General features: G+C 63.2%; 14 protein-coding genes. 1 reads left to right on the top strand and 13 read right to left on the bottom strand.

The genetic code is table 11. From position 1 onward, the window contains the following. Window positions 1-40: 40 nt before the first annotated feature. Together JZ00_RS31165 and JZ00_RS02920 are read right to left on the bottom strand one after the other, a co-directional pair. The gene (locus JZ00_RS31165; RefSeq protein WP_196304766.1) at window positions 41-184 is read right to left on the bottom strand and encodes a hypothetical protein; all 144 of its coding nucleotides are present in this window, start codon (window positions 182-184) and stop codon (window positions 41-43) included. Window positions 185-567: 383 nt separating this feature from the next. After that, complete coding sequence (locus tag JZ00_RS02920; RefSeq protein WP_039592773.1) at window positions 568-1,509, bottom strand: alpha/beta hydrolase; 942 nt, start codon at window positions 1,507-1,509, stop codon at window positions 568-570. Between the two features lie 179 nt (window positions 1,510-1,688). Here JZ00_RS02920 and JZ00_RS02915 point away from each other — a divergent pair, with 179 nt between their 5' ends. Then, window positions 1,689-1,916 (top strand): hypothetical protein, encoded by a 228-nt coding sequence (locus JZ00_RS02915; protein WP_039592774.1) that lies wholly within the window; start codon window positions 1,689-1,691, stop codon window positions 1,914-1,916. Between the two features lie 285 nt (window positions 1,917-2,201). Here the strand turns inward: JZ00_RS02915 and JZ00_RS02910 are convergent, their stop codons facing one another. From JZ00_RS02910 to JZ00_RS02860, 11 genes are all read right to left on the bottom strand, one after another. Continuing rightward, a complete protein-coding gene (locus JZ00_RS02910) occupies window positions 2,202-3,050 on the bottom strand; it encodes a ChbG/HpnK family deacetylase (RefSeq protein WP_082112022.1) in 849 nt (282 codons plus the stop codon). Beyond that, complete coding sequence (locus JZ00_RS02905; protein ID WP_039592775.1) at window positions 3,022-4,197, bottom strand: GNAT family N-acetyltransferase; 1,176 nt, start codon at window positions 4,195-4,197, stop codon at window positions 3,022-3,024. The genes JZ00_RS02910 and JZ00_RS02905 overlap by 29 nt, the downstream gene beginning before the upstream one ends. A gap of 5 nt (window positions 4,198-4,202) precedes the next feature. Continuing rightward, window positions 4,203-4,892: a hypothetical protein gene (locus JZ00_RS02900; protein ID WP_039592776.1), complete on the bottom strand. Its 690-nt coding sequence runs from the start codon at window positions 4,890-4,892 to the stop codon at window positions 4,203-4,205. Next, window positions 4,889-6,784 carry a hypothetical protein gene (locus tag JZ00_RS02895; protein ID WP_152668390.1) on the bottom strand — a complete coding sequence of 632 codons (1,896 nt, stop codon included), beginning with the start codon at window positions 6,782-6,784 and terminating at the stop codon, window positions 4,889-4,891. The genes JZ00_RS02900 and JZ00_RS02895 overlap by 4 nt, the downstream gene beginning before the upstream one ends. Before the next feature lie 116 nt (window positions 6,785-6,900). After that, complete coding sequence (locus JZ00_RS02890; RefSeq protein WP_039592778.1) at window positions 6,901-8,205, bottom strand: lipopolysaccharide biosynthesis protein; 1,305 nt, start codon at window positions 8,203-8,205, stop codon at window positions 6,901-6,903. After that, on the bottom strand, window positions 8,202-9,206 hold the full coding sequence (locus JZ00_RS02885) for a polysaccharide deacetylase family protein (protein WP_039592779.1): 1,005 nt from the start codon (window positions 9,204-9,206) through the stop codon (window positions 8,202-8,204). The genes JZ00_RS02890 and JZ00_RS02885 overlap by 4 nt, the downstream gene beginning before the upstream one ends. A gap of 12 nt (window positions 9,207-9,218) precedes the next feature. After that, on the bottom strand, window positions 9,219-10,355 hold the full coding sequence (locus tag JZ00_RS02880; protein WP_039592780.1) for a glycosyltransferase family 2 protein: 1,137 nt from the start codon (window positions 10,353-10,355) through the stop codon (window positions 9,219-9,221). After that, window positions 10,348-11,307 carry a glycosyltransferase gene (locus tag JZ00_RS02875; RefSeq protein ID WP_039592781.1) on the bottom strand — a complete coding sequence of 320 codons (960 nt, stop codon included), beginning with the start codon at window positions 11,305-11,307 and terminating at the stop codon, window positions 10,348-10,350. Before JZ00_RS02875 ends, JZ00_RS02880 begins: the two co-directional genes overlap by 8 nt. Then, window positions 11,304-12,674 (bottom strand): O-antigen ligase family protein, encoded by a 1,371-nt coding sequence (locus JZ00_RS02870; protein WP_039592782.1) that lies wholly within the window; start codon window positions 12,672-12,674, stop codon window positions 11,304-11,306. The genes JZ00_RS02875 and JZ00_RS02870 overlap by 4 nt, the downstream gene beginning before the upstream one ends. Continuing rightward, the gene (locus JZ00_RS02865) at window positions 12,671-13,774 is read right to left on the bottom strand and encodes a glycosyltransferase family 4 protein (RefSeq protein ID WP_039592783.1); all 1,104 of its coding nucleotides are present in this window, start codon (window positions 13,772-13,774) and stop codon (window positions 12,671-12,673) included. The genes JZ00_RS02870 and JZ00_RS02865 overlap by 4 nt, the downstream gene beginning before the upstream one ends. After that, window positions 13,771-15,363 (bottom strand): GumC family protein, encoded by a 1,593-nt coding sequence (locus tag JZ00_RS02860; protein ID WP_039592784.1) that lies wholly within the window; start codon window positions 15,361-15,363, stop codon window positions 13,771-13,773. The genes JZ00_RS02865 and JZ00_RS02860 overlap by 4 nt, the downstream gene beginning before the upstream one ends. Window positions 15,364-15,365 lie beyond the last annotated feature (2 nt).

Genomic DNA, 15,365 nt, shown 5'->3' with positions numbered 1-15,365 from the left:
TCACTCCTGAAACGGGGGCACCGCGTGCCCCCGTTCTTGGTTACTCGGCGTCCAGTTCTGCTTGTTCAGCCGGGTTCAACTGCAGGTCCTCCAACATCTGTTCCGGTGCGAGGGCGTCCAGGTTTTCCAGGTCGGTACCCAGGTCGGTCAGTTCGTTGGCATTCCAGCTAGACATGTAGCCCATGAGTCATTCCTTTTTTTATTGATTGAAGGTGTTAGGGAGCGCCGTTTCTCGCGGCGCAGGGAAACGTTATTGAGGCCGTGGGGCAGGGTCAAACATGACGTTTTGTAAGCCAGGCGGGGACGAATCATGGGCGAACACATTCGCTTTCACTGTCGTGCTTGAAGGTTGTGATCCGGTATTGGCTGCTGGTGCGGGGACGCGCGCGTGGGCGATGGATGGGAATTGGATGTAGGGTCTAATCACTCGCCGAGTAGGAAGATGCGAAACGAACGGCGAGTGTTTTCTTCAAATGTTGTGGTCTGGCGTCCCGTACGTTGCGTTTGCAGGGGATATTAAGCGGCAGATGGATGTCTTTTCCTACAAGGTTAATCAAGCGAAAAAGGTCAACTTGCCTTGGCCGGACGGGCACCAGCGTGTTCGGCAACCGGAGGGGAGGTGGTTTTCATTAGCGTATCCAGCGCCTGCCGATACGTCCGGCCCGCCAGGCTCATGCTGTTGTTATGCGTGGCGCCCGGCACCATCAACAGGCGCTTGGGTTCCCGGGCGGCATTGAACAGCTGTTCGCTGAAGCGCGGCGGTACGTAGCGGTCGGCGGCGCCATGGACTATCAGCAGCGGCATGTTGATCTCGCCGATCTTGTCGATGGAATCGAACTTCTGCGACAGCAGCCAGCGCACCGGCAGGGACGTGTCCGCCATCGCGGTGGCGACATCGCCCAACGACGTGAAGGTGGACTCGATCACCAGGCCTCGGGCCGGTACGGTGCCGCCATCGCTCGCGGCTTTCTGGCCCAGTTCGGCGGCGAGATCCACCGCGACCGCGCCACCCAATGAGTGGCCGTAGATCAATCGCAGGGCCGGGTCCGGTTGCAGCATTTCCAGACGCTCCCAGGCGATTCGCGCGTCCTCGTAGACGCTGGCTTCCGATGGCAGGTCGCCCTGGCTCTTGCCAAAGCCACGGTAATCGATCGCCAGCACCGAATAGCCCAGCGCCCGCAATTGCTGGATACGGAACAACTGGCCCGTCAGGTTCCAGCGCACACCGTGCAGGTACAGGATGGCCGGCGCGTTCTTGCGTTCGGCCGGCCACCACCAGCCATGGATATTTTCCCCGGTCTTGAAGCTTTTAGGTTTCAGATCGAATTCCTGCACGCCGCTGGGAAGGCCGCTGAACCAGCTCGCCGTGCCCGGCTCGATGCGAAACACCAGCTCGCGCTCCTTGTGCTGCAACACCGCGCAGCCCACTGGCAGGCCGGCCACCATGGCGACCATGAGCGACCAGGCGAGCCAGCGCCGTTTGAAGCGAGAAAATGAAAATGCGGACATCGATGCGATTCGCTACTGGGGTAGAAGCTGCCTTTTAGCAGATTCTCCGGATCGAGCGCAGGGATTTCGGACAGTTTGCCCGTGGCGAGGGAGCTGTTGGGGAGTGGTGCAACCCGATCGAACTCTCGCCGTTTCGTCCTACTCGAAATTCAATATCCATCCCGATCGAGGACGACGTCATGACGAACGAGCATTCCAAAGGGCATACCCCAGTCGACAACGCTGCACCCGCCAAGGATGCCACCGGCGCTGCGGTGCCAGTGGTGGAGCGCGACGTCCATCAGCCCGATCCTGCAACTGACAAGGTGGACAGGACGATCACGCCCAAGTCGATCAAGGGCCACGAACAGGATGCCGAAAAACTGCAGGACAAGGTCGCCCAGGTGGAAAAAAAGCTCGACCGATAGACGACGCGGTCATTCGTCCGGAGCGCACTTTTCGCGGCTGAAATGCGTTGCCCGTGTGCCTTACTCCCTGTTCCTCAGGGGGAGGGCAACGGGATGCGACGCAGTAGCGCACAGTATCGACTTTGGGTGAACAGTCGGTTGCCGGGGCGCAACCATGAAGAAATCCTCGATGACGGGACGCATGTCGAGGTCCCGGCACGGTCGTGAAACTCCTCGCCGCAGGGCCAGGGCAAACCGACGTGTGGCAGGCGCAGGCGCGTCGCTTGCGCGAGGCCACCGGGTGCGTTACGCGCCCCAGCGGGAGCAAGCTCCCTCGCTACGGGACTGCGGCGGATCCTGACAACTGGACACCCCCACTTCGACCAGTACGAACCTTCGCCCATTTTCTCCATACCCCACCTTCGGCACCCCCGCCAGGCGCTGGTACAGCACCTGGCTCAGGGAATGGCCTGGCGCCAGGCTGGCATCACCAAAATCCCCATCGAGGTCCAGCGGATGGACGATCACTTCCAGCGAACCGTGGTTGGGTGGTGCGGCGTGGTGCAGATCGGCAGGGGTACAGACGTAGTTGGCGGTTGCGCCGCAGAGTCGGCGCAGGCGGTGGTTGAGCAAGGTCTTGAAGATGCGCTTGGAGACACTCAGGTTTGCCCCCAGGTTGCGTGCCAGGCGCACGGGGACACCGTGTCGAGCGGCGAAGCGTGCCACCAGCTCTCCGACAGGCCAGATGTTGTGCACGTGCTGGTGCGAGTCCAGGTGGCTGGGGCGCAGGCCTCGGTCCAGGCAATGTTGCCACTGCGCCTGGAGTTCTTCTCGCACCGCAGCCAGATCGCTCGCGCCCAGGCGCAGGCAGTAACGCGACAGCTTGAGATCGAATTCGCCGGCGGCATTGCAGAATATCGGGCGTGACTTGATCGCCTGGCTCAACGGCGGCCCATAGCTGAGATTGAAATGCAGGCCGATGCGCCCTTCAAGCAAAGGGTGCCTGGAGAGTTCACACGCCTGGTCAAATCCCGGCATGTTGGCCATCGCCGTGGCAGAGCTGATGATGCCCGCTTCAAAGGCTCGCAGGATCAGTTCGTTTTCGCTGGCGCTGAGACCGAAATCGTCAGCGTTGATGATCGTTTGGCGAGGCATGTGGGTTGTCCTGGCGCTTGGAAGAGGGTGACGCCGTCGTTGCGGTCGGTTTGCCCCGACGCTTGCCGAACCAGGGCTTCAGGCTTTTCCATAGCCGCAAGGCGAATCCCATGAGCAGGCCGCCGGGTTGCCAGGAATAGAAACTCCAACGCCAGTGTTCCAGTTGTCCGGTCATGCGTTCGTGCAGTTGATGGCTGGAGTTTTCCAGGCTGACCCGTGACGCATCGATCCAGCGCCAGTTTTCGTCCAGCCCCCAGCGAATCCACTCTTCGAGCAAGACGCGGCCGCTGCCCAGGTCAGCGTGTTGCGGCAGGAACGCCAGGTTGTAGTCGTACAGCCGCCCTTGGTCCAACAGGCCGAGGCGATAGCTGATGCACTCGCCGTTCAGCTCCAGCGTCACCACCCGCACCAGGCCCTGGGCAGCCAGGGCGGTGAAGGCGAGGTTCATCCATTGCCGGCGCGCGGGATCGGCAAAAATGCCGACGCCTTCCTCGCCTTTCCAACTGGCGGCTTCGACATCGGCCAGGGTCCGCAACAGCTGCCCCATGCTGATGGCGTCCGGCGTGATCCGGCGGATCTGGGCACCGCACGCGGCGATTCGCTTGCGCGCCCGGCGCAACTTGTAGCGTGGGTCGCCGGAGATTTCCTGATGGTCGCTGTCGCTGATCAAGTGCACTGGAACCCGGCAACTGAGCCGCCGTTCCCCGGTGGAACTCATCGCCATCCATGCACTGAGGACGCTCTGTTCGCCGACCGGCTCGACCACTTCGTTCAATTGCAGCAAGGCGTGAGGCAACTGCTGGCGGATCTGCGCCAGTGCCTGGCCCATGCCTTCGGCGTCCAGGCGCGCCAGCAAAGCGATGCGGTCGGCCAAGGGGTAGCCCAAGTGATGCAAGACCCTGAACCGCAGGCCGCCGATACGCTCGCGTCCGGATACCAATGGCAGGCACAGCAGCAAGTCCTGGTCCTGCCAGCCCAGCAGCACGTGCAGTTGCTGGCCTGGCACCAGAGCAAACTCCGCCGCTTGCAGCCAGGCCAAGGTGTTGAACGGCGTTGCGTCGGGCACCTGGGTTCGCAGCTGTTCAAAAGCCGTTGCAGGAAAGTCCGCCGCGCTCAAGGAGCGACACCATTGGAACCGGATCGCCATGAGCGTCAGGCCGTCGCGGTCGATGCAACCGGCTGGGCCGGTTTACGGAACGGGTCCAGTACCGAACCGGTGTAGAACGTGTCACGGAAAAACCGGAAGCGTCCAAACAGGCGATACACGTGGGTGATCTGGCCACGCTCCTGGAAATCCATGCGGATGTGCATCTTGATCGCCGGGGTGTTTTCCAGGTCGCAGACATCGACCATCTTGTCGCAGCCCTTGTCAGCCATGACTTTCCAGACATCCGCCTGGACATCCGCCGTCAGCTGCGACCCCCAATAGGCGCGGATCGTCTCGCCGCCGAACTGAAAGTACTCGCCTGGCTTGATCGGGAACAGGCAGCCATAGAAGTGACGGTCGAAGTAGTCTCGCGTACTGGCCCAGGCGAAACCTACGGTGTCGCCTTTATCGTCCAGGTACATGAACCCTGTATAGCCTTCGGCTGCCAGCTCGCGCATGGTTTCGACGCGGTCACCGAAATGCCTGGAGAAAGCATCGGCATTCTCGACGGTGATGAACTCCCGACGGACCGGTGGGTAAGGCCTGAGGTTATGTGGCTTCAACGGGATCCTCACATCGTGCTCCAGCCACACCAGGCGCGAATGAAAGAACACGAAGCGGCGGATCAGCAGTTTGATCACGGAGCGCAGGCCTTTTTTCTGAATGCGATCACGCAGTTTTTGCAGAGCTTTCATGGAGCCTCCTCAGGGATGGCAGGTTGGGGGAGAAGTGGGGCTTTCCAGTTCAGGGCGAACACGGTTTCCCCTGGCAGGAGAAAACCGACCTGGCCGGCCTTGCAGTCGAATGGGGCGCTGCGGCTGATGTTGTCCGGGCCGAAATACACAAGGGCGGCGCCGGGCTGCGGACAGGGCATGCCGTCGAGGCTGACCTGGTGGGCCCGGACGCTTTTGTTCACGCCCAACAGGCTGCGCTGCATGCCGTTGGCCATGGCCAGCGCATCGACTTCGAATGCATCGTTGTCCAGGCGCAGCACCTGGCCGAGCCAATGCTGTTGGATGAATTGCTGGGCCAACCCCACCGGCTTGAGCTCGAAGCGTTGGTTGTCCAGGATCCGCACCATGCCCTTGGGGTATTCCGGTTCGTCGGCGGACATGAACCAGTTGAGCATGTCCAGCCAACCGTCCGCCGAGGCATTGATGACCACCGAGGTCCACCACAGGGCGGCGTAGTGGGTTTCCTGATCGTAAGGGCTCAGGCTCGAGCCGCTGGAGATGTTGGTCTGGTCCAGCAGCAAGGCTTTGCGTGGCCGGCCGTGGTTGTCCAACCCCACCAGGCCGGCCGCCCGACCAACGCTGTTGCGATAGACCCGGGTCGCCAGCAGGTCGCGGATCATCCATTCATGCCAGGCCAGGGCATCGATCTGGTCGCCCGATGTTTCCAGCAGCCGCCGTGCCCAATCGATGCCACGTTTGTCCGCCGCGTTCTCCGCCAGCGGGCCGTTGGTGAAGCGTGAGCTGGCCGGTATGGCGATGCGAACACCTGCGCGGGCGTTGGCATGATCGGCGCGGACCTGGGCAGACAGGCTTTGGAATATGTGCTGGAAACTGTCGAAGTCGGGGTAATTGAGGTTCGGCTCATCGGCGAAACTGAGGTAATGGATGCCTTTGCCGCCCAGGGCGCGGGTCGAATCGAGCCAGGCTTGCAAGCCACTGTGGCTGGTCCGGTCGGCCTGCAAGTCGGCTCGACGTTGGCTGCCAGCGAGCAACGTGATGTCCTGGGTGATGCCGAAGCGATCCTGGTACAGACGCCGAAAGGCGTCCTCATGATCAGCCTTGGACGCCGTCACATCGACGAAGCTGTAGTAACTGGCCGCTTGGGGTTTGAGCGCATCGAGCACGGCGTAGCTGGAGGGCGGCGGTAGCACGTAGGGCAGGTACATCCCCAGCTTTGGGGTCGTGCCGAGTACATCGGGGTGCAGCGTCAGGCGGGTTTGCCCCGGCTCCTGGCGCAGCGGCTGCAGTTGCGCCGGGTCCTGGGCGAACAGGTTGGCGGTGCCGTCCAGCCAGAACGCCGCCTTGCCGTTGCCTTGCAGGTGCAGGCGCCAGACCTGGTCGGTGTCCGCCACCGGCAGGCCCACTTTGTCGAACTGCCAATAAGCGCGGTAGGGCTTGAGGTTCAACTGCAGCTGCTTGCCATCAGCCACGCGCCGGGCTTGCAGCGCGCGGACGCCGCCGTGGAATTTGCCTGCCAGCACCGCCTGTTCGCCAGCGGCGACTTTGAAATAAAGCTCGTCGCCCTCATGGGTTTCCGAGCTGAAATGCACTTTGGCCGGGGCGAACAGCGCCCGGGTCCGAGCATCGTGTTCGACCGTATAGCGCCGGAAACTGTAGCCGGGAATTTCCAACCGATAGCTGGCTGCCCCGGGCAACAGCGGCCATTGCTGCTCGCCACGCACTTGGGCCGCCTCGACCAGGCGCTCACCCACCAACCGTCCCTGGCCGTTGAGCAGGTACAGGTGTTCGGTATTGGCCTCGGCCTGCCAGGCGGGAACCCAGCGGACGGTCACCTGGTCCGGGCGGTCGGCTTGCAGGTATAAGCTGCCGTCGCGGATCCCGGTCCACTGCATGGATGCGCCATGGGCCGAGACTGCCAAGAACACAAGACCCAGCCCCGCCGCCACAGCGGATCTGTGATGCCTACAAATGCCGCCGCTCGCGATGGCGGTTGGGTGGGCGGCGGTGTTCAAGCTGATTTCCCCGACAGCATCTGGCGCATCGGCAGCAAATCGCTGGGCAGGATGATCAGGGTCTGCCACAACGCCACGCCGCTGAGGCGGCAGTACATGGCCAACAGCGCCAGGGTCACGCTCAGGTACGCGATCGAGGATGCGGCGGCAGCGCCAACGATGCCGTAGCGCGGTATCAGGATCAGGTTCAGCGCCAGGTTCAGCAGCGCGCCGCCACCCATCAGCAATGAAACCGTGCCAGGACGGTCCTTGCCCAGCAGGTCCAGGCGCAGGATGCTCGCGTAGCACAGGCCGAACAGCCCCGGCAGCAACGCCAACAGTGCCGGGTAGGCCGGTTGATAGGCGATGCCGAACAGGATGACGATCAGCCATTCGCCAATCAGCGCCATGCCCAGGCAGGCACCGAGCATCACCGTCGCGGTCAGGCGCAAGGCCAGCGGGGTCAAGCGTTGCATGTCGGAGTCTTGCTGCAGCAGGCGTTTCATCAGCGGCGTGGTGACCGCTTCCGGCACGATCAGCAGCAGTTCCGCCGCGGCGCTCGCCATGGCGTAGTGACCCAGCGCCGTGCTGCCCAGCAATGCGCCGATGAACAAAAAGTCCGAGCGCAGCATCACTTGCTGGAACAGCAGGTCCGGATGACTGCGGGCGCCATAGCGCAGCAATTCGTTCTGGCCGCTGCGGTCCCAGCGCAGGGTGACGACGTGATCGCGGCGCAACCACATCCAACCGGCCAGCACCACCAGGCCCAGGCCCGCCAACCAGCTGATCAGCGCTGCCTCCAGCGCCGAGTCTTGCCACATCCAGAACAACGCCACGAACAGCAGCAGCGGCGCCAGGGATTCCATCAGCCGCAGCGCATTGAACGCGCCGACCCCGCCGCAAGCATTGTGCAGGGTCAGCAGACCGCTCTTGAACACGGTCAGCGGTACGGCCAGCAACAGCAACCAGGCCAGCAATCCCAACTGCGAGGTGATGTCCAGTTCAGTGCCGAACTCACGCAACAGCGCCACCACCAACAGCGTCAACAACCCTGCCAGCAGGCAGCCGAAAACCAGCACCTGGCTGAGTAACAGCCCCATCGAGCGCTGCTGCGCTGCCTGATAACCGACGGCAGAATTGAGGCCGCCACTGGTGGCGGCGCTGATCAGGTCGGGCAGGGTGCTGAGCAGCGCAAACAGCCCGCGCTCGCTGGGGCCCAGAATCCGCGCCAGCAGCACGTTGCGCAGCAAGCGCAGGCCGATCATTGCCAGGCGCGTGCCCATGCTCAGCGCCAGGTGCTTGAGGTAATGTGCGCGGCTCATGGACGGGCGCCTCGGCGAATGCGCCAGGCCAGCAATTCGGGGTGCTGGGCGTTACGTTGACTGACGCCGAAACGCGGCAGGTTCAACGGATCACCGTCGTGGCGATACAGCCCGGCCTCGGTGCCCAGGGCGAACGGAAAACCGTGGGCCGCCACTTGCTCGCGCACGCGTGCGTCATTGTCTCCGTTGGGGTAGCAGTACACCGGCAAAGGCTGAGCGCAGCCGTTTTCCAGGGCGGTCCAACTGCGGGTCAGTTCTTCGTGCAGGCGCTGGTCGTCCAGCCCGGTCAGAATCGCGTGGCTGGCGCCATGGGGGCCGAAACGAACCAGCCCGGAATCCTCGAGCATGCGCACTTGTAGCCAGTCCAGCGCCTGGGGTTGCGAGCCGTGCGGGCAGGCATCGGTGAGGTCGTTCAAGGTGCGGGGGTCGAGGGTCTTGAGGCTTTGCAGGTAATGCAGCAGCGCCAGGCTGCGGCGTTCGTCGTCGACGTCGTCGAGCAGCACCGGCAGCGGCCGCCCGGCGGCCTGCAAGTGCTCGATCAGCGCATGCCGCGCCACTTGACCATGGCTGCCCCACAGGGTCTCGCCGATGCTTTCCCACCAGAAGTGCTGGCGACTGCCGATGAAATCGGTGGAGACGAAAATACTCGCCGGCACCTGGTACTGGCGCAGCAGGGGAAAAGCGTTCATGGCATTGTCACGCCAGCCGTCGTCGAAGGTCAGGGCCACCCGAGGGCGGTTCGGAACGCTCTCCGGGTCGGCCAGCAACAAGGTCATCAAGGGCACGCATTCAAAATGCCGTTGCAGCCAGATCAACAAATGTTCGAAGGCTTCGGGCCCCACGCACAGCTCATTGCGATGGGGCAGTTCGGCGGCGCGGTCGTTGTTCAACACCCGATGCAACATCAGGATGACGCCCGCACCGCGCAATCGATGGCGGCCCATCGACGTGTTCAGGTACAGCCAGCCGCTGGTGCGCTTGAAAACATGTTTGATCGACATCGGCCGTTCTCCTTAGCGGTTCTGCTCGGGGTTCCATTGGCTATAGCGTTGGCCTCGCAGGAACTGCCAGAGCCCGATGCTCATGCCCGCCAGCGTCACCAGCACGAACGCGGCCAGGCGAAATGGCCGGGGCAAACGGTGGCCTGCGTCGAGCAAGCCGATCAGCGCCATGGCATAACCGAGCAGTTGCGCCACCAGCGTCAGGCGATAAAACGGATGGTCGTTCCACAGCCAGGCGTTGCTCAGTAACAACGGCAACAGCAGCACCGGCGCCAGGCGGCGGATCAATTTGTGGCTGATCAGACCAATGGCATAGAGCCCATGGCGCAGCGGGTTGAGCAGTTCCCGGCGCTGGGCCAGGCTCTGCAAGCCGCCGACAGTGACGCGCTGGCGACGACGAAACTGTTTGTTGGCCTCGTCGACGCCTTGGTCGGTCACCCGCGCGTCGGGTGCATAAACGATGGATTTGCCGGCCGCCGGTGCGCAGGTGCTGAGGAAAAAATCATCGTTGACCTGCGCCGGTATCGGCTGGAACAGGGCCCGACGCAGGGCCAGCAGGGCGCCGTCGGCCGAGACCATGCAGCCGGTGCGGCTTTCCATCCGGCGCAGCCAGCCTTCGTAATGCCGATACAGACTGTCGCCCAGGCTCAGGCCCTTGCCCGGCACGGGGATGACCATATGGCCGGCGCAAGCGCCGACTTCAGGGTCGCCCAGCGGCGCCAGCAGGTGGCTGAGGGTGTCGTGGGCCCATTGGTTGTCGGCGTCGGTGAATACCAGGATGTCGCCGTAGCTATGGGCCACGCCGGTATTGAGGGCGGCGGCCTTGCCCTGGCGTGGCAGGTCGAGCACGGTAATGCGCGAGTCGACGATTTTGCGCGCGCAGGCCACGGTGTCGTCAGTGGAACCGTCGCTGGCGAGGATGATTCGCAGCGAGCGCGCCGGATAATCCTGGGCCAGCAGCGAGCGCAATTTCGCTTCGATGTGCCGCGCCTCGTTGTGCGCGGCGATGACAATGCTGACGTCCATCGGCAGGGGCTTGCCGTAGCGTCGTAGCGGAAACAGCGGTGCCAGCAAGGTCAACAGCAGGGGATAGCCGAGGTAGGCGTACACCGGCAGCAACAGGCAGGACCAATAGAGGAATTCAGCCACGGGCAGGTCTCCTGACGTTCCATTGACAAAGATTGAGCAGCAACGCGGCGCCGGTCAGGTGCAGGCGCACCCCATGCAGGGCCCACAGCTGCAAGGTCAAGCGCGGGTCGCGTTGGCTCTGGCGCAGGCTGAGCAGCAAGGCGGGCAACGTGCTGACCAACAGCAGCGTCAGCCCCAGGCGCGCCTGGCCCTGGAGCAGGGCGGCCAGCGCCAGCAAGTCCAGGCACCACGCACCCATGGACAAGGCGGGAAAACGCAGCAAGCGCAGGCTCGGTCCATGGCTGCGCAGCAACTGCCAATGGCTGCCCTGGCGCCACAGTTCCTTGCTCATCCACTCCAGCCAGCTGCCTTCGTAACCCCAGTGCAGGGCCAGGCTTTCGTTCACCAGCAATAACTGCGCACCGGCTTGGCGCAGGCGCAGGGAGAAATCCTTATCCTCACCGGTGCGCAGGCTTTCGTCGAAGCCGCCGACCTGTTCGAACCAGGTGCGGCGCATCAACAGATTGGCGCTGGGCAGCCACTGGACCCGATGCAAGGGGCGCGCCCCCGGACGCTGGCTGCGGCGTTGCCACGCCTGGGCGAACCATGGCGCTTGCCGGGGCGTGTCGAGATCAAGACCCAGTACATCGCCTTGGCGGCCCTCCATTTCAACCAATAGCTTCAGCCAGTCGGCGGGCATTTCGATGTCGGCGTCGATGAACGCCAGCCATTCACCGCTGGCGACCGCCGCGCCACGGTTGCGCAGGGCGCCGATGTGCACGCCGGGCACGATCAGCACCCGTGCGCCCAATTCGTTGGCGATGCGCGGGCCATGGTCATCCGAGCCGTTGTCCACCACGATCAACTCGCACTCCAACTGCGCCTGGTGAGCGGCTGCCTGCGCGGCCAACAGCGTGCGGCCGATGTGCCGGGCTTCGTTGAACATCGGGATGACGATACTGACGCGGCTCATGAACGGGCCTCCCGTGGCGCGGCCTGTTCGGCGTCGTAACGCAACACGCTGGTCAAGGCGAGCATGATCCACAGCAACTTATGGTTCGGAGCACTGAGGAACATTAGGAACAAGGCCAGCGACAGGAAACTCATTCCCAGGTGCGTCAGCAGGTCCGCCTGGGCCCAGTCCCGGCGCTGCAGCCAGAGCTGGCGCGCGCGCACCAGGTTGTAGAGGCCCAGGCCGATCATGGCGACAAACATCAACCCGCCCGGCACGCCGATCTCGCTGAAAATTTCCAGGTAGGTGTTATGGGCCCGGCGGTACAGGTCGCCCATTTTGCGGTTGGCCGAAAAGGCCTTGGCGTAGCCGGTGGGGGCGTAGTGCAGGGGAAACGTCCCGGGACCTGAGCCGAGCACCGGGTTCTCGCGGATCATCTCGCTGCCCACCAGGATGTACGAGGCGCGGCGGCCCAGGGATTCGTCCTTGTGCGCGCTGGCGCCGGCGCTGAGGATGCTCAGCGACTGGATGCGCGCCACGTAGCCGGCGGGCATCACCGCGATGGCGAGGGGAATCAGCAATGCCAGCCCGAGCATGGCGAAGCCCAGGTGCCGTGGACGAATCCGCGGCAACTGCGCGCGATAGTGGTACAGGCCGATCATCAGGCTGAGCAGTAAAACCACCAGCCCCGAACGCGATTCGGTCTTGGTCATGCCACCCAGCAACAGGATGAAACCGCCGCCCCAGAACAACCGCTGCAACAGGTTGGGACTGCGCAGGACCAGCAACAGCGCCAGGGGAGCGGTGAAGGCAATCAACAGCGCGAAGGTGTTCGGGTCCTCCAGCAGGCCGGACGCGCGCCCCTGTTCCTGATACCTGGCCGAAAACATCGCAAGCACGCAGGTGGTGGCGACGCTGACGGTCATCAGGCGGGCGAACAGGTCCAGGTTCAGCTCGCGGCCGATCAACAAAGTGATCACGAACAGGATCAGCCCTACCGTCAGCTCGCGTAGATGGGTTTGGGACAGGTCCATGTTTTCCGACAGCAGCAGGCTCAGGCCATACAGCACCATGAAGCCGACCAGGGGCTTCCAGATATTGCTGCGCAAGCGCGTCGCTGGAATCTGGTGCAGGGCCAGTTGCAAGCCCAGGATCAGGATCAGCGCCAGCCCCAGGAACTTGCTGCCGGACAATCCGTTTTCCTTGAACAGCCCTTCGAATGGCACCAGCGCGGCAATGCCCAGCAGGCCCCAGCCGGGCTTGCGGTACAGCATGGCGACGCCCACCAGGCCGAGGACCGCGCCGGGCGCCAGGAATGGATAGGGACTGGCCAGCAAGGCCAGGCAGACCACCCCCAGCAAACTGATGATCGAGAGCGGGACGATCATGGCCGAGCCTCCCGTGCGGTGCGGATATAGAGTTGCGACCAGCGCTCGGCCAGCGTGCGCAGGTCATAGCGGTCGCGTTGGGTGCGCCGTGCGTTATCGGCAAGGATCCGTGCCAGGGGCGGTTCGCTGAACAACGTCTCGATCTGGCGAGCCAACTCGTCGCTGTCGGCCGGCGTGGCGAGCAGGCCGTTGTGGCGGTCCTGCAGGATGTCGGGAATGCCGCCGACACCAAACGCGACCACCGGTACCCCGGCTTGCATGGCTTCGAGCAGGATCATCGGCGTGCCTTCGGTGCGTGAGCTGATCACTAGTGCGTCGAGGCGGCTCCACCAATCATTCATGTCGGTTTGATAACCGGGCAACTCGATGCGCGTCGGCAACCCGGCGTCGGCGATGCGCTTGAGTAGCGGCTGGCGTTCCGGGCCGTCGCCGAGCATCACCGCGTGCAGCGATTCATGGCGCTGGCACAGCGGGATCATCGCGTCGAGAAACAGGTCCGGGCCTTTCTCGCTGCTCAAGCGACCCACGTACCCGACCCGCCAGCGCTGCCTGTCGTCGCGATGCTGCAGGGGTGTGGTGACAGCCGGTAGACCGTTGGGAATCACGTCGAGCTTGTCCGCGTTGACGCTGGCCTGGCGGTGCAGGGCCGCGATGCTTTCGGCCACGCAGACCACTCGCTTGACCGGCGCGGTACGGCACAGTTGCAGGCTCAGCCACGTATAGAACCGTTGTTTGGGACTGCGCGGCGTGAAGCCATGCTGGGTAATCACCAGGGGCAGGCGCAGCAGCGTGGCCGCGGCCCAGCCGAACAACAGGCCCTTGAAGTTGTGCGTATTGAGCAGCGGCCGTTCAGGGCGCCGTTGCCGCAGATGCTGCAACAGTTCGCCCCAACTGGCGCAGTGTTGGCAATCCACCCCGGCCTGGCGGAAACGCGTGATCAAGGTCGGCGGCGCCGCCAGGAACAGCACCTGATGCTGCCCCGGTGTCGCCAGGCAATGATCGAGCAGCATCCGCTCGGCCCCATAGAAGCCACCGCTGTCGAGCAGATGAATGATCGACAGGGGGCTGCTGCGGTGGGACGGGCCGAACGGCGCGTTCAATTTTTCACCCAATGGACAAGGCTGGGCAGGCTCCAGTTACGGTGCGGGTTGACCTGCTCGGGCGACTGCTCGTTGATCACCAGCAGGACCGGCAGATCCAGTTGCTGGCTGATTTGCGCTGGATGCTTGAAGCGATGGTCGAAGAACTCACGCACATAGACCAGGGCGATCGCCAGCAGCAGGCCGCTGAACAAGCCGAACGCGATGATCAGCACCGGCTTGGGAAAGGCCGCGGCGGTGGGTTCGAATGGCGGACTCAGGACCCGGGCGTTGGACAGGTCATTGTCCAGCGAACGCGCGGAACTGGCTTCGGCAAACCGCTGGGCATAGGTGGAGAACGCCGCATGGAGCGCGTTGATCTCGGTGTCCATCTGCCGCAGTTTGCTCTGGGCCTGCTGCAATTGGTGGATGCGTTCCTTGAAGGCGGCGATGCGCTGGACCTTCTGGTTGATCACCGAGCTGACCACCGCCAGGTCGGTGGTGCGTTCCTGGATGCGGTTGTTCACCACTTTGAGGAACTGCTGGCGAGTGCGCATGATTTGTTCGCGGGCCAGCAGCATCGGTTCGCTGCTGGGCTGGAAAATCGCCAGGTCGTTCATGTAGCGGCTGACCTGGCTGGTCAGCTGCTCACCCAGTTGCCTGATCTCCCGGTCCTCGAAGGCGATGTTGTCCACGGTGGTGGTGAAGGTGAAGGGGAAGGTGTAGTCATTGAATCGCGAGCTGTTCGCGGCCGCCAGGCTGGTCTTGAGGTAGTCGAGCCAGCGTTGGCTTTGCAGCAGGCGATCCTGGTACAGGTTCAGGGCCTGTTCCTCGGTGTTGATGGCATTCAGGCGAAAAGTGATTTCTTCCTTGGGATCGGAAGAACCGACGCCTTCGAGCAGGCCGAGCCGAGTACCTTCCAGGCCATCGAGGCGTGTCTGGTATTGGTCTTTTTTCTGCTCGTAGAAGGTCTGGGGCAATTCGATCGATTGCAGTTCCTGGCGTCCGGTGAGGTAGTTCTCCAGCAGTTGCGCCACGAACCGGGTGCCTTGGGCGGGATCGCCGAAGCTGTAGACGATGGAGATGACGTTGGAGCCGGGCAGGGTCTCGATCTTCAGGTTTTCGATGGCCTCGTCGGTCAGCGTATCGAGCACGGTGTCGCGGACCGGATCAACCTCCAGCCCCAGGCCGTCGCGCAACGGATTGATGACGTATTCGCGCAGTGGCTGGGTGATGTAGCGCTTGAGCGGGTCGCTCACCCACTTGTTGAGGATGCCCGGGCTCGGGGTGTATTCACCTTGGTCGCGCAGGGTCTTGATGGTCTCGCGAATCAACGCCGGCGAACGCAGGATGTTGCTCTCGGTTTCCATGTCCGCGAGGGACGGCGGAATGAACGTCGCGTTTTCCTGGTTCAGCGACGTGGTGGCGTCGCCTTGGGAGAGTTTTTTCGACTGGACGATCACTTGGGCGGTGATATCGAAGCTCTGCTTGAGCATCAACGGCAGCACCAGGGCGATCACGGCGAAAATCAGGAAGACGCGCTTCACCCATTGCTTGTTGGCGAAGAAGATCCTGAAAAACTCGTGCAGATAATTTTCCTTGGGGTTCATGA

Source organism: Pseudomonas frederiksbergensis (assembly GCF_000802155.2).
In the GTDB taxonomy this organism is placed as follows: domain Bacteria; phylum Pseudomonadota; class Gammaproteobacteria; order Pseudomonadales; family Pseudomonadaceae; genus Aquipseudomonas; species Aquipseudomonas frederiksbergensis_A.
This window is presented reverse-complemented; position numbering and strand designations above follow the sequence as displayed.